The organism is Mesorhizobium sp. M6A.T.Cr.TU.017.01.1.1, from assembly GCF_004023115.1.
In the GTDB taxonomy this organism is placed as follows: Bacteria; Pseudomonadota; Alphaproteobacteria; order Rhizobiales; family Rhizobiaceae; genus Mesorhizobium; species Mesorhizobium mediterraneum.
On record NZ_RZTA01000004.1, the window covers coordinates 58,240 to 71,930 of the forward strand.

Annotated in this window: 12 protein-coding genes; 7 read left to right on the forward strand and 5 right to left on the reverse strand. The window is 63.2% G+C overall.

Annotated features, from left to right (window positions below; all coding sequences use genetic code 11):
* Positions 1-28: 28 nt before the first annotated feature.
* From EOB36_RS02270 to EOB36_RS02290, 5 genes are all read right to left on the reverse strand, one after another.
* Positions 29-1,069: an ABC transporter ATP-binding protein gene (locus EOB36_RS02270; protein ID WP_128284196.1), complete on the reverse strand. Its 1,041-nt coding sequence runs from the start codon at positions 1,067-1,069 to the stop codon at positions 29-31.
* Between the two features lie 21 nt (positions 1,070-1,090).
* Positions 1,091-1,933: a carbohydrate ABC transporter permease gene (locus EOB36_RS02275; protein ID WP_126103406.1), complete on the reverse strand. Its 843-nt coding sequence runs from the start codon at positions 1,931-1,933 to the stop codon at positions 1,091-1,093.
* Entirely contained in the window at positions 1,930-2,775 is an 846-nt protein-coding gene (locus tag EOB36_RS02280; protein ID WP_126103405.1) for a sugar ABC transporter permease, read from the reverse strand. Before EOB36_RS02280 ends, EOB36_RS02275 begins: the two co-directional genes overlap by 4 nt.
* A 75-nt stretch (positions 2,776-2,850) precedes the next feature.
* Complete coding sequence (locus tag EOB36_RS02285; protein WP_128284197.1) at positions 2,851-4,116, reverse strand: ABC transporter substrate-binding protein; 1,266 nt, start codon at positions 4,114-4,116, stop codon at positions 2,851-2,853.
* Positions 4,117-4,153: 37 nt separating this feature from the next.
* Positions 4,154-5,212 carry a substrate-binding domain-containing protein gene (locus EOB36_RS02290; protein WP_128284198.1) on the reverse strand — a complete coding sequence of 353 codons (1,059 nt, stop codon included), beginning with the start codon at positions 5,210-5,212 and terminating at the stop codon, positions 4,154-4,156.
* 218 nt (positions 5,213-5,430) lie between these two features.
* Here EOB36_RS02290 and EOB36_RS02295 point away from each other — a divergent pair, with 218 nt between their 5' ends.
* The 7 genes from EOB36_RS02295 to EOB36_RS02325 all read left to right on the forward strand — a co-directional run bounded on the left by EOB36_RS02295 (position 5,431) and on the right by EOB36_RS02325 (position 13,689).
* Complete coding sequence (locus EOB36_RS02295) at positions 5,431-6,405, forward strand: sugar-binding transcriptional regulator (protein WP_128284199.1); 975 nt, start codon at positions 5,431-5,433, stop codon at positions 6,403-6,405.
* Between the two features lie 44 nt (positions 6,406-6,449).
* Positions 6,450-7,895 (forward strand): extracellular solute-binding protein, encoded by a 1,446-nt coding sequence (locus EOB36_RS02300; RefSeq protein ID WP_126103402.1) that lies wholly within the window; start codon positions 6,450-6,452, stop codon positions 7,893-7,895.
* 205 nt (positions 7,896-8,100) lie between these two features.
* Entirely contained in the window at positions 8,101-9,024 is a 924-nt protein-coding gene (locus tag EOB36_RS02305; RefSeq protein ID WP_126103401.1) for a sugar ABC transporter permease, read from the forward strand.
* A gap of 9 nt (positions 9,025-9,033) precedes the next feature.
* Complete coding sequence (locus tag EOB36_RS02310) at positions 9,034-9,891, forward strand: carbohydrate ABC transporter permease (protein WP_127203673.1); 858 nt, start codon at positions 9,034-9,036, stop codon at positions 9,889-9,891.
* 5 nt (positions 9,892-9,896) lie between these two features.
* Positions 9,897-11,015, forward strand: coding sequence for an ABC transporter ATP-binding protein (locus EOB36_RS02315; protein ID WP_128284200.1), 1,119 nt, complete (start codon positions 9,897-9,899; stop codon positions 11,013-11,015).
* A complete protein-coding gene (locus EOB36_RS02320; protein WP_126103398.1) occupies positions 11,012-12,136 on the forward strand; it encodes an ABC transporter ATP-binding protein in 1,125 nt (374 codons plus the stop codon). The genes EOB36_RS02315 and EOB36_RS02320 overlap by 4 nt, the downstream gene beginning before the upstream one ends.
* Entirely contained in the window at positions 12,136-13,689 is a 1,554-nt protein-coding gene (locus tag EOB36_RS02325; RefSeq protein WP_128284201.1) for an FGGY-family carbohydrate kinase, read from the forward strand. Before EOB36_RS02320 ends, EOB36_RS02325 begins: the two co-directional genes overlap by 1 nt.
* The last annotated feature ends 2 nt before the right edge of the window (positions 13,690-13,691 follow it).

Genomic DNA, 13,691 nt, shown 5'->3' on the forward strand with positions numbered 1-13,691 from the left:
GTTGGCAGATTGAAGGGCGTTGGCGGGATCAAAGGGCGTTGGTGGTTTCAGGGTCGAACCAGCGGATGCGATCGGCTTTGGGCGCAAGTCGCAGGTGGTCGCCGACGGCGATCGCAGCGCTCGATTCGAGGATGGCGCGAAACAGCCCACCCTCGACATCGCAGGTGACCAGCGTATGCGGACCGAGCGGCTCGACGACGCGCACGGTGGCATGCAGCCCCTCGTCACCTGCGTCGACATCTTCGGGGCGAATGGCGAATTCAATTTTGTGCTTGTCCGATTTAGGGCCGGGCAGCGTCAGCCCGGCGACGGTCCAGCTGCCGTTCGCAGTCTTCGTCGCGGGGATGAAATTCATCGGTGGATTGCCGATGAAGGAACCGACGAAGCGTGCGGCCGGATTGCGATAGACCTCGACCGGCGAGGCGGCCTGGACGATACGGCCCTGATGCATGACGGCGATGCGGTCGGCGAGGCTCATCGCCTCGACCTGGTCATGGGTGACGTAGATGGTAGTGGTTTTGGATGCAGCGAGCACGCCCTTGAGTTCGGCGCGCATTTCGAGCCGGAGCAGCGCGTCGAGGTTGGACAGCGGCTCGTCCATCAGGATGACGTCGGGCTCCATGGCGAGCGCGCGGGCCACCGCCACGCGCTGGCGCTGGCCGCCGGAGAGCTGGCCCGAATAGCGTTTCAGCAATTGCTCGATATGCATGAGCTCGGCGGTGCGAGTGACGCGGCGTTCGACCTCTTGCTGCGGCAATCTCTTCATGCGCAAACCGAAAGCGATGTTCTCGAATACGGTCAGATGCGGGAAGACCGCATAGTTCTGGAACACCATGGCGATGCCGCGGTCGCGCGGCGGCAGGTGATCGACGCGACGGCCGCCGATCCAGATCTCGCCCTGGCTCGGCGTTTCCAATCCGGCGACGATCCTGAGCAATGTCGTCTTGCCGCAGCCCGAGGCGCCGAGCAGCACCATGAATTCCTGGTCGGCGATGGTGAGGTCTATCGAATGCAGCGCGGTGAAGCCGCCGAAGCGTCTGGCCACCTGTTTTATGGCGATCTCAGCCATCGGCTTTCTCCCTATCGCGCGTCATCGGTTGGCGATCCCCCACATGGCGAAAAGGTACTTGCGGACGGCGAAGATGAAGATCAGCGCTGGGATGACCAGTGCCGCCCCACCGGCGAATTTGAGATAGAGCGGCGACTCGCCGAGGCTCTGCAGCAGGAAGGCGGTCAGCGTCCGGTTCTCTATTGTGAGCACGGCGGCGGCAAACACCTCGTTCCAGGAGATGGTGAAGGCAAAGACCGCCGAGGCCGCGATGCCGGGCAGTGCCAGCGGCAGGATGACTTTGCGAAAAGCCTGTAGGCGGGTGCAGCCGAGCGTCCAAGCCGCTTCCTCGAGCTCTACCGGAATGCCTGAGAACAGTGAAAAGGTGATCAGCACCGCGAAGGGCAGCGCCAGCGTGGTGTGAACCAGCGCCAGCCCGATGGCGGTGTCGTCGAGGCCGGTGCGGATGAACATCACCGCAAGTGGCAGCGCCAGCAGCGGCAGCGGAAAGGCGCGGGTCATCAGCACCAGGAAACGGAACGTGCCCTTGCCCGGAAAATCGAAGCGCGACAGCGCGTAGCCGGCGGGCGCGCCGAAGCCGATCGAGAGGATCATCGTCAGCGTGGCGACGAGGACCGAGTTCCACAGCGCCCTGCCGACGCCGGCGAAATTGATGAAGAAAGACAGGCTGCCGAAATCGAAGGAAGGGAAGAAGCGTTTCGGAAAGGCAGTGACCTCTTCCGGCGACGACAAGGCGTTGACTATCAGAAGATAGATCGGCAGCAGCACCCAGACGGAGAGCAGGATGACGGTGGCGACCAGCAGCCAGTTGCCGGCCTTACGGGCTGCGGGCGCGGCGATTGGCATCTCTGCGACGGCGCTCATATGCGTGCTTCCTTCGGCACGCGCAGCACTCGCAGGAAGAACAGCGTGAGCCCGACCGAGATGGCGAGGATGAGCAGCGCGAAAGCGGCGGCAACGTTGCGGTCCTGCAACGAGAATTGCCAGTTGTAGGTCTCACCCATCAGCACCGGAAAATTGGTGCCGCCGAGCGCCGCCACCACGGCGAAAACCTCGAAGGCGAGGATGACACGCAGGATGATCGCCGTCTGCAGGCTGGGACGCAGCAAGGGGAGCGTGATCTTGACGAAGCGCTTCCACGGGCTCGCGCCAAAGACCTCGGCTGCCTCGTGATATTCCCGCGGGATGAGCCCCATGCCAGCGACCAGGATGACCATCATGATTGCGGTCGCGCGCCAGATCTCGGCCAGCACCACGGCGACGAAGATGGTCAGCTTGCTCTGGTAGCCGAGAAACATGACAGGCCTGTCGACGAGGCCAAGGTTCGACAGCAGCGTGTTGAGGAAGCCCGACTGGTCGAAGATGGCCAGCCAGATCAGCCCGGCGGCGAGATCGGAGATGCCGAGCGGAATGGCGAAGATGTAGAGCGCCGCGCCGCGCCCGGTTTCGAGCCTGGACACCACCGTGGCCATCAACAACGCCATGACCAACTGGATCGGCACGACGATGGCTGCCAGCAGGATTGTGTTCCAGAATGCGACCGGGAATTTCCAGTTGCCGGTCATGGTGCGAAAATTGTCCAGCGTGAAGCCGCCATCGCGGGTGAAAGCCTCAAAGGCGACCAGCGCGAACGGGTAGAGGAAGAAGACGCAGAGGAACAGCGTCGCCGGCATCAGCAGCAGATAGGGCAGGGCCTTGCCGTGCATGGTGTGTTCTCTGTGCGGCGTATGAAAGGGTGGGCGCCCGGAGCGCAACAGGTTCCGGACGCCCTCGGGAGGATTCTAGTCGACCGGGCAGGCGCCTTCGGATGGCTTATCAGGCGCCCAGCACGGTGCCTTGGACTGGTCGATGAGCGCCTTGAGCGCCGTCGCCTGTTCATCGAGCACGCCACGCACATCCTGGCCACCGAGCACAATGCGCTCGAAACTATCGACATAGACCTGGTTGAACTTGCCGCCGAGATCGCCGAGCCCCATTGGCAGCAGCGCCGGCAGCGCATCCGGAGCGCCGGTCATGGTGGCTATCACCGGGCCAAAGGCTTTCACAGAGGCCGGCATGTCGTCGGGCAGCTTGACGTCGACCACGGGGAAGAAGTTGGTGGCCTTGAGCGTCGCGATCTGTGTTTCCGGCTTCAGCATGTAGGCGACCAGTGCCTTGGCCTTGTCCACGTCCGGCGAGGTCTTCGGAATGGCGACGCCGGCGACCACCGGCATGTAGCCGCGACCCGCAGGGCCGGCCGGCGCCGGGAAGGCAACAAACTCGTCGGCCTTCTGGTTGAACGCATCGGCAAGCCGCGCCACGTGGTCGAACGCCACCCACACTTCGCCGGTCAGCAGCGGCTCCTGCATGAAGGCATAGTTGGTTGAATTCGGGTTGGTGTACTGCCACAATTCCTTGAACTTGTTCCACGCGGTCTCGGCCTCCGCCGAGCGGAACTTGGTCACCATCGAGCCGGTGTAGGACGGATAAAGGAAGCCTTCGAAGAAACGGTGCTTCAGCCCCTTCGGTCCGGCCGGGAAGCCGAATTTCGGCGAGCCGGTCTTCTCGGCGATGTTCTTCGCCCATTCGATCAACTGGTCATAGGTGATGGTGTTGAGATCGACGCCTGCCGGCAGATATTGCAGCGCCTGCTTGTTGGCCGCCATCAGGAAGGTGGCCTGCATCCACGGCATATATTTCTGTTCACCTGTGCCGAGCATGCCGAGCTTCTTGTAGTCTTCATTGAGCTTGACACCGCCGACATCGACGCCGGACAGATCGACAAGGTCCGCGCCGACTGTGGAGAAGTCTCCGTGCAGGCCGCCGAGCACGCCGATGGTTCCGGAGCCGGCCTGCAGCTCGGCCTGGAGGCGGGTGAGCCAGGGCCCGTCCTCGGCGACTTGGTAGTCGACCTGTCCGTCAAATGCCTTCAGCACTTCGCTGCGCATTTTCTGTGTCTCCTCCACAGGCCGCGCCTGCGTCGACCAGAACAGCACCTGGGCTTGCGCGCCGCCGATCGCGATCGACAGTGCGAGTGCGGCGCCGGCCAATGTCTTCAACGCATTCATCGTGGTCTTCCTCCCTAGTTGTGCGCCGCCCCGGGCGTCAGTTTTTTCCTGTGAGTGCCGGTCCTGTGGGTACTGGCCCATGGCTTGCCCGCGAAACCAATGTCGGCCGGATCAGCCGCGTCAGCGGCGCGGCGGGCCTGTCGCCGATGACGGTCAACAGCATCTCGCCGATCTCGCGCGCGCATTGGCGGATCGAGGCATCGAATGTGGTGAGGCCCGGCGGCGCATAGGCCGAGGCGGCGATGTTGTCGAAGCCGATGACGGAAAGGTCGCGAGGGATGGTCAGGCCGGCGCGGGCCGCCTCTTCCATGACGCTGAGCGCCAGTTCGTCGAACAGCGCGACGATGGCCGTCGGCCGCTCGGCAGCGTGCAGCAACCGGTTGATGGCCTGGATGCGGGTGCCGCGATCGAAGCGCGGCGCCGTCGCCACATCGAGCCTGACTGACGGATCGCCTCGGCGCGCGATCGCCGCGGCGAGCCCGTCTTGCCGCAGATGGCGAAACGTCATCGGCTCGGCGATCGTCACCAGGCCGAAATGGCGGTGCCCGAGATCGTAGAGCATATCGAAGGCTTCACCGAAGGCGTGCGCGCCATCGGTGTCGAGCCAGTTGTAGGCGAAGTCGGTGTCAAGCAGCCGGCCATGGGCGACGAACGGGAAATTGCGTTGGCGCAGATAGTCGAGCCGTTCGTCGACCTCGGCGATGCGGGTGACGACGACGCCATCGGCACGTCCGGATTCGACAACATGGCGAAGCACGGAAAGTTCCGACTGGCCTTGCGCCACGGCGGCGAGGATCAGGTCGGTGCCATGCGAAACCAGCCCTTCGCCAAGCCCGGTGACGAATTCGCCGAGGAAGGAATCGACCAGATTCGCGCCGCGGATCGGCAGCACCATGCCGACAAAGCCGCTGCGGCCGGAGACCAGCGTGCGAGCCGCCGTGTTGGGCACGTAGCCCGCCTGACGCGCGGCTTCAGTGACGCGCTCGCGCGTCTTCAAGGCGATCTGCTGATGGCCGGCAAGAGCCCGCGACACCGTGGTGATCGACAGGTCGAGCTGCGCTGCAAGTTCCTTGAGCGTGGTGACGCGGGCCGGCACCGTTCCTCCAGATCGAAGTGTTTGAAGCGTTTGTAATGCGTTTCGATCAGATTGCAAACGTTTTAAATCCGGGTCGCGTCAATGAGGGTCTTTCGCTTCACGGCAGCCAATGGCCGGTTTTTGGCCCTGTTAGCGTGATTTGAACCACGTGGCGCTTGACTCCGACGACGCCATATGAAAAATTTTGCATCAACTGATAAAAATATCTTAGGGCGGAAATGGTTGGTTTTGGAAACGGCCTCCTGCGCGACGATGAAACCAGCATGGCGACGCGTGCCGCCTGGCTTCATTATGCTGGCGGGCTGACCCAGTCGGAGGTCGCCAAGCGGCTTGGCTTGACCAGCCTCAAGGCGCATCGCCTCATCACCAAGGCCAATCAGGAAGGGCTGGTCAAAGTCTATATCGACGGCGAAGTGTCGGAATGCGTGGCGCTTGAAGACGATTTGTCCAGCCGCTACGGCCTCGACTATTGCGAGGTCGTTCCCGACTTCGATGGCGAAGACTTGCCCCTCAAGGCGCTCGGTATCGCCGGCGCGCAGTTTCTCAAGCGAGAGATCGAACGCGGCGAGGACACGCTGATCGGCGTCGGTCATGGCCGCACGCTCGCCGCCTGCGTGGAGTATCTGCCGCGCATATCGGCCGAAAAGACCCGCTTCGTCTCGCTGCTTGGCGGCCTAACGCGCAAGTTCTCGGCCAATCCTCACGATGTCATTCACCGCCTGGCCGAACGGACCGGCGCGGAAGCCTATGTGATGCCAGTGCCGATGTTCGCCAACACGGTCGAGGATCGAACCGTGCTGCTCGGGCAGAAGGGCATCAGCGAGGTCTTCGATCTCGGCAAGGCCGCCGACCTGCTCATTGCCGGTATCGGCACTGCCGAGCGCGAGGCGTCGCTGGTCGCCACCGGCATGATCGAGAAGGGCGAAATGGAGGAGATCCGTCGCAAGGGGGGCGTTGGCGAATTACTCGGCCATTTCTTCGACGATGCTGGAAAAGCGGTCGAGACGACGCTTTCCAACCGGGCGCTGGCGCTGGCGCGAGAAGATATCAGCAATCGCAGGATTGTCGCCGTTGCCGGCGGCAAGGTGAAGGTTCGTGCCATCAAATCGGTGTTGGAGGGCCGCTATCTCAAGGGCCTGGTCACCGATGAGCGGACGGCGCGATCACTCGTGGAGCAGACGCCGGTCGGGTAGCCGGCAACCATTCGATTGAAACTACCCTGTGGAGGAGAAGACAAATGCATGAGAAAGAAAAAGACCTGATCGATGCGTTCCTGCGCGGACAAGTCGATCGTCGTGGGCTGATCAAGGGCCTTGGCGCAATGGGCCTTGCCGCCGGCACGGCCGGCACGCTGCTCAATATGGGGCAGACCCGCGCGCTCGCCGCGGATTTCGACTGGCAGGCGCACAAGGGCAAGACCATCAAGCTCTTGCTCAACAAGCATCCTTATGCGGATGCGATGATCGCCAACCTCGAAAACTTCAAGAAGTTGACCGGCATGGAAGTCGTCTATGACGTGTTTCCAGAAGACGTCTATTTCGACAAGGTCACCGCTGCGCTGTCGGCCAGCTCGCCTGAATACGATGCCTTCATGACCGGCGCCTACATGACCTGGACCTACGGCCCGGCCGGCTGGATCACCGACCTCAACGAGTGGATCAAGGATCCGACCAAGACCAACGTGAACTATGCCTGGGACGACTTTCTGCCCGGTGTCAGGAAGTCCTGCGCCTGGAACGGCCAGCCTGGCGGCGTGCTCGGCTCCGACGACGCCAAGCAGTGGTGCATTCCGTGGGGCTTCGAACAGAACAACATCACCTATAACAAGGGTATGTTTGACAAGGTCGGCGTCAGCGTTCCCGGCAATATGGACGAGATGGTCGCTACGGCGGCGAAGCTCACCAAGGATGTTGGTGGCGGCGTCTACGGCATCGGCGTGCGCGGCTCGCGCTCCTGGGCGACGATCCATCCCGGCTTCCTGTCGGCTTACGCCAACTTTGACCAGAAGGACCTGAATGTCTCGGCTGACGGCAAATTGTCGGCCGCGATGAACACCGCCGAATCCAAGGCCTTCCACAAGCAGTGGGTCCAGATGATCCAGGAGAGCGGCCCCAAGGACTGGTCGACCTACACCTGGTATCAGGTCGGCACCGATCTCGGTGCGGGCGCCTCGGCAATGATCTTCGACGCCGACATCCTCGGCTACTTCATGAACGGCGGCGACAACAAGATGGCCGGCAAGCTCGCCTTTTCCGCCTTCAAGGCCAATCCCGCCGCCACGGCGCCGACGCCCAACATCTGGATCTGGTCGCTGTCGATGTCCAATTTCTCGAAGGACAAGGACGCCACCTGGTACTTCATGCAATGGGCATCCGGACCCGAGCATGCGCTGTTCGGCGCGACCAAGATGGATTTCGTCAATCCGGTCCGTCAGTCGGTCTGGAAGGACGAGATGTTCCGTGAGAAGCTGAACAAGAGCTATCCGGGCTATGTCGAGATGTTCGACGTCTCGGCGCCAGGCGCCAGCATCAAGTTCACCCCGCAGCCGCTGTTCTTCGATCTGACCACCGAATGGGCGGCGACGCTGCAGAAGATGGTGGCCAAGGAAGTGCCGGTCGACGAAGGCCTCGACATGCTGGCCACCAGCGTCGACGGCCAGCTCAAGGAAGCCGGGCTCGGCTGAGGCCTGGCGAACGGCTGGCCCGCTTTGCGGGTCAGCCGGCCATTCCACTGCGAAGCGGCGCCTGGAGCATCGGACCCAAAAGTGGAAACCGGTTTTGGGAAAATCCGATGCTCAACCACTGGCGGTGCCGCCACTCGCCCAACCGGCCGCCTAGCTCCCTGGGCGGCCGGCAGGGCGAAGCAACAGAGATGACGGGTGAGCCACGATGACTGCGGCGACAATGCAAAGAAACAGACCTTCCGGCTTCAGGATCAGCAAGAGGGTGCTGCCCTATGTGCTCAGCCTGCCAGCCTTGCTCGTCTGCATCGGCATCCTGATCCCGTTCTTCACATCGGTCGTCTATTCGTTCCAGCGCTACCGGCTGAGCCAGCCCTGGGCGCGGCAGTTCAACTGGGGCGACAATTATATCTCCTTTTTCACTGACCCGAGGTTCTGGAACACGCTGGAGATATCGCTGCTCTATGCCGGTATCACCGTCCTGCTCGAACTGCTCCTCGGTCTCGGCATCGCCCTGCTGCTGCAGAAGCGCTCGACGCTGAACAACTTCATCTCGATCATGCTGTTGATGCCGCTGATGACGGCGCCGGCGCTCGCCGCGCTGATGTGGAAGCTGATGACCAATCCCGGCTTCGGCGTGCTGAGCTATCTCGCCAGCCTGATCGGACTGCAGGATTTCCGCTGGGCCTCGTCGCCGTCGACCGCACTTTTCACCGTGGTCCTCGTCGACATCTGGGTCTACACGCCCTTCATCATGATCCTGCTGCTTGCCGGCCTGCGCAGCCTGCCGACGCAGCCCTTCGAGGCGGCAGCGCTTGACGGCGTGCCGAGGAGTTTCGTGTTCTTCCGCATTACCTTGCCGATGCTGACGCCCTACATCCTGACGGCGACATTGTTCCGCCTGCTGGATTCCATCCAGCAGTTCGACATCATCTATGCCATGACCCAGGGCGGTCCGGGCGACACGCTGACCGTCTTCCAGGTCGAGGCGTATCTCAACTTCTTCCAATCTACCAATGTCGGCCGCTCGGCGGCGCTGATGATCATCCTGTGGGCGATCACCTATTTCCTGTCGAATATTTTCATCAAGAACTGGCTGCGCCTGCGCGAACGCGCCCGCGGCCAGGCATAGGAGGCTGAGATGGAACACACCTCGCTTCTCGAACGCATCCTGCGCGGCATAGCACTGACGCTGGTCGTGATCTTCTTCATGTTCCCGATCGTCTGGATCTTCATGATGTCGTTCCAGACCAACGAGACCATCCTGCGGATTCCGCCGCAGCTTGTCTTCAAGCCGACGCTGGCCAACTACACTGCGCTCATCACCGGAAAGCTGACGACGGCGGCCGGCACGCTCGACATCGCCTTCATGCGCAACCTCTGGAATTCGGTGTTCCTGTCGGTCACCTCGGTCGCTGTCGCGCTGCTGCTCGGCGTTCCCGCGGCCTACGCCTTTGCGCGGCATAAGTTTCGCGGCTCGGAAGACATCGCCTTCACGCTGCTGTCGTTCAGGTTTGCGCCGGCTCTGCTGGTGCTCCTGCCGCTGACCCTCTATTTCCAGAAGCTTGGACTGGCCAACACCTATATCGGGCTGATCTGGGTCTATCAGCTGATCTGCCTGCCGTTGATCCTGTGGATCGTGCGCGGCTATTTCGAGGACATCCCGGCCGATATCGAATACGCCTATCGCATTGCCGGTCATTCCTGGTTCGCGACCTTCCGCAAGATCGCGCTGCCGCTCGCCGGCCCGGGCATTGCGGCCGCCGGCCTGCTCGCTTTCATCTTCGCCTGGAACAATTTCGTCTTCGCGCTGGTGCTCGCCTCGGCCGACAAGCAGCCGGTGACGGTTGGCGCCCTGGCTTTCATCACTTCCTCCGGCATCCAGTATGGCCAGATCTCGGCGGCGATCGTGCTGTCGATCACGCCGACGCTGGCGCTCGCCCTCTATGCGCAGCGCTATCTCGTCGAAGGCCTGTCGCTCGGCGCGGTAAAGGGATAGTTCTCATGGCCAGCCTCGAACTGCGAAACGTCGTCAAGCGCTACAAGAGCCAGACTGTTCTCGACAATCTGTCACTGACCGTCGCCGACGGCGAAACCCTGGTCCTGTTCGGACCGTCCGGCGCCGGCAAGACAGTGCTGTTGCGGCTGGTCGCCGGCGTCATCGACCCCGATGAAGGAAAGATCTTCATCGGCGGCGAAGACATGACCGACCTCGATGCCGAGTTCCGTGGCGTCGGCATGGCGTTCCAGAATTTCGCGCTGTTTCCGCACATGACCGCCTTCGACAATATTGCGACACCGCTGGAAGCCAGCCGTTCGTCGCAAAGTGCGATCAAGGCGGGCGTCCAAAGCGTCGCCAAGCTGCTCAAGATCGGCCATGTGCTCAGCCATAAGCCACGGGCGCTGTCCAACGGCCAGAAGCAGCGCACCGCGCTCGCCCGCGCTCTGGTCGGCTCGCCGCCGGTTCTCCTGCTCGACGATCCCCTGCGCAACGTCGATGCCAAGCTGCGCTTCGAAATGCGGCTCGAACTGCCGAGGCTGCTGGCCGACCGCGGCGCGACGGTCGTCTACGTCACCCAGGACTATAAGGAGGCCATGGCGCTCGGCGATCGCATCGCGGTGATGTCGCAAGGCGTCATCAAGCAGCTCGGCACGCCCGAGCAGATCTATCGTGAGCCGGCGAACATCGAGATCGCGCGGCTGTTTGGCGATCCAACCATCAACCTGCTCGACGTCAAGCCGTCGCGCGATGCCAAGGGCATCTATGTCGGCCTGTCGAACGTCCAGGTCCATCTGACAGGCGCCTATGACGCGACGGTCGGCCGCGATTGCGTGATCGGCTTGCGGCCGGAAGCGCTGAGCTTCGTCGATGAAAGCACGCCGGCCGCCATACCGGTGACGGTCGAGGCCGAGACGCCGCTCAACGAAAAGATCGTCACGCTGGTGCGCACCGTGCGCGGCCGCGAGATCCTGGTCTCCCGGCCGGCCGGAACACCGGGTCAGAGCGAAGGCAGGGCCCACATCGCCGTCGACGGCAAAAGCGCCCTTTTGTTCGATCGTGCCAGTGGCGACCGTATCGGCTCGAAGAACGTCGTCAATTTGCGCAGCGGAGAAGCGGCATGAGCCAGAGCGCACTCGCCATTTCAGGCGTCGACAAGTTCTACGGTCCGATCGATAGGGGCGTGCATGCCGTCCAGAATCTGACGATCGAAATCGACAAGGGCGAGATCGTCGCTCTGCTCGGCTCGTCCGGTTGCGGCAAGACCTCGACTTTGCGCATGATCGCCGGCTTCGAAGAGGTCTCGCGCGGCACCATCTCGGTTGCCGGCCGCAAGGTGCACACGCTGGCGCCGGTCAAGCGCAATGTGGCGATGGCATTCGAGGGCTATTCGCTCTATCCGCCGCTGACCGTGCGCGAGAACATGGCGTTTGCGCTGAAGGCGGCCAAGCTGCCGAAGAGTGAGGTTGATGCGAAGGTTGCCAGCATCGCCAAGCTGCTCGAGATCGAGGATATTCTTGAGCGCTATCCGAGCTCCATCTCCGGCGGCCAGCAGCAGCGCGCCAGCCTCGGCCGGGCGCTGATCCGGCAGGCCGATCTGCATTTGCTGGACGAACCGATGGGCCAGCTCGAGCCGCAACTTCGCGCCGTCCTGCGCGGCCGCATCAAGCACTTCATCAAGGAGCGCGGTTTGACCGCGATCCTCGTCACCCACGACCAGACCGAGGCCAACGCGCTTGCTGACCGGATCGCGGTGATGGAAGGCGGCGTGCTGCAGCAGTTCGACACGCCCGACATGCTCAAGCAGCGGCCGGCCAACCTGTTCACCGGCACTTTCGTCGGCGAGCCGCCGATGAATGTCTTCGAGGCCTATGTCGGCACGGCTGCCGACAAGATCAACCTGCGGCTGCCCGACGGACTTTCGCTCGACTATGACAAGGACGCGTTCAGCGGCTCGGTTCGCGACGAATTGCTCAAGCGGGAGCGGGTCGTCATCGGCATCAGGCCCTACGCGGTTCGCCGCTCGAAGGACGGCGTGCCGGCCACGGTTTCGGCCAACCAGTGGCTCGGCGACCAGACGCATATAGCGGCGGATTTCGCCGGCGGCTCGCTCGTCCTGGTCGAGCATGACCGGACCCGGCTGGAGCTTGGCGCGCCGATCAATATCAGCATCGATCCGAAAAACCTGCACGTCTTCGATCAGTCCAGCGGCATGGCCATTTCGCACGGCATGGAGCTTGCCTGATGCGGGATGTGCTGATCGGCATCGACGCCGGCACGTCTGTCATCAAATCGGTCGCCTTCGACACGGCGGGCCGGCAGCTCGCGGCCGCGGCGGTGCCGAACCGGTATGAGACGTTGCCGGGCGGCGGCGCCGAGCAGGATCTGGCGCGCACCTGGGCCGATACCGCGACCACCTTGCGCCAGCTTGCCGACAAGGTGCCGGACCTCGCCAGCCGCACCATCGCGATCGCCGTGACCGGACAAGGTGATGGCACCTGGCTGATCGACAAGGACGGTGAGCCGGTCTCGAAGGGCTGGCTGTGGCTCGACGCGCGCGCTGCAGGGGTCGTAGAGGAGATCCGGGCGCGACCGGAGGATCGGCTGCGCTTCGAAAAGACCGGCAGCGGTCTGGCCGCCTGCCAGCAGGGACCGCAGTTCGCCTTCATGAAGCGCAACATGCCCGAAATGCTTGGCAAGGCGGCGACGGCGTTCCACTGCAAGGATTGGCTCTATTACAAGCTGACCGGCGAGCGCGCCACCGACCCGTCGGAAGGGACCTTCACCTTCGGTGACTTCCGCACGCGCGGTTACAGCGACGATGTGCTTGAGGTGCTCGGCGTCACTGATCTCAGGCATCTGCTGCCGCCGATCGTCGACGGCACCAGGCACAGCGCCGGCCTGTCGGCGGCGGCTGCCGAAGCGACCGGGCTGCTTTCCGGCACGCCGGTGGTGCTGGCCTATGTCGACGTGGCCTGCACCGCGCTCGGCGCCGGCCTGCTCGACCGCGAGCGCAAGCCCGGCTGCTCCATCATCGGCTCCACCGGCATGCATATGCGGCTTGCGCAGACGCCGGACGAGGTGCTGCTCAACGAAGCCGCGACCGGCTACACGATGACGATGCCGGTGCCCGGCGTCTTTGCGCAGATGCAGTCGAACATGGCGGCGACACTCAACATCGATTGGGTCCTTAGCCTCGCCTCCGGCATACTCGCCTCGCAAGGCATAACGCGCACCAATGGCGAGATGATCGCGCTGGTCGATGAATGGATATCGTCATCCGAGCCGGCGTCGCTGCTCTATCAGCCCTATGTGTCGGAGGCCGGCGAGCGGGGGCCGTTCGTCGACGCCAATGCAAGGGCCGGCTTCGTCGGCATTTCGTCACGGCACGGCTACGCCGACATGGTCCGCGCGGTTTTCGAGGGACTGGCCTTCGCGTCGCGCGATTGCTATGCCGCCATGGGGCCGCTGCCGAGCGAAATCCGGCTGACCGGCGGTGCAGCCAGAAGCCCGGCTCTGCGCAAGATCCTGGGTGCTGTCGTCGGCGCGGCCATTCGCACCAGCCAACGCGAGGAAGCCGGTGCTGCGGGCGCCGCGATGATCGCTGCGGTCTGCGTCGGCCAATACAAGTCGATGGATGAATGCGTCGGCGAATGGGTCACGCCGCTGCTTGGCGCGGCGGAGCCGAGCGACCGAGAACTTGCCGCGATCTACGAGCGGGCGGTTCCGTCCTACACATTGGCGCATGAGGCGCTGCGGCCGGTCTGGCGGTCGATGGCCGCATCCAGGGCAAACTGAGA

Bases quoted from the DNA above. Each gene is read 5' to 3' on its own strand.
- EOB36_RS02270 (WP_128284196.1), bottom strand. From the start codon at position 1,069: ATGGCTGAGATCGCCATAAAACAGGTGGCCAGACGCTTCGGCGGCTTC.
- EOB36_RS02275 (WP_126103406.1), bottom strand. From the start codon at position 1,933: ATGAGCGCCGTCGCAGAGATGCCAATCGCCGCGCCCGCAGCCCGTAAG.
- EOB36_RS02280 (WP_126103405.1), bottom strand. From the start codon at position 2,775: ATGCACGGCAAGGCCCTGCCCTATCTGCTGCTGATGCCGGCGACGCTG.
- EOB36_RS02285 (WP_128284197.1), bottom strand. From the start codon at position 4,116: ATGAATGCGTTGAAGACATTGGCCGGCGCCGCACTCGCACTGTCGATC.
- EOB36_RS02295 (WP_128284199.1), top strand. From the start codon at position 5,431: ATGGTTGGTTTTGGAAACGGCCTCCTGCGCGACGATGAAACCAGCATG.
- EOB36_RS02300 (WP_126103402.1), top strand. From the start codon at position 6,450: ATGCATGAGAAAGAAAAAGACCTGATCGATGCGTTCCTGCGCGGACAA.
- EOB36_RS02305 (WP_126103401.1), top strand. From the start codon at position 8,101: ATGACTGCGGCGACAATGCAAAGAAACAGACCTTCCGGCTTCAGGATC.
- EOB36_RS02310 (WP_127203673.1), top strand. From the start codon at position 9,034: ATGGAACACACCTCGCTTCTCGAACGCATCCTGCGCGGCATAGCACTG.
- EOB36_RS02315 (WP_128284200.1), top strand. From the start codon at position 9,897: ATGGCCAGCCTCGAACTGCGAAACGTCGTCAAGCGCTACAAGAGCCAG.
- EOB36_RS02320 (WP_126103398.1), top strand. From the start codon at position 11,012: ATGAGCCAGAGCGCACTCGCCATTTCAGGCGTCGACAAGTTCTACGGT.
- EOB36_RS02325 (WP_128284201.1), top strand. From the start codon at position 12,136: ATGCGGGATGTGCTGATCGGCATCGACGCCGGCACGTCTGTCATCAAA.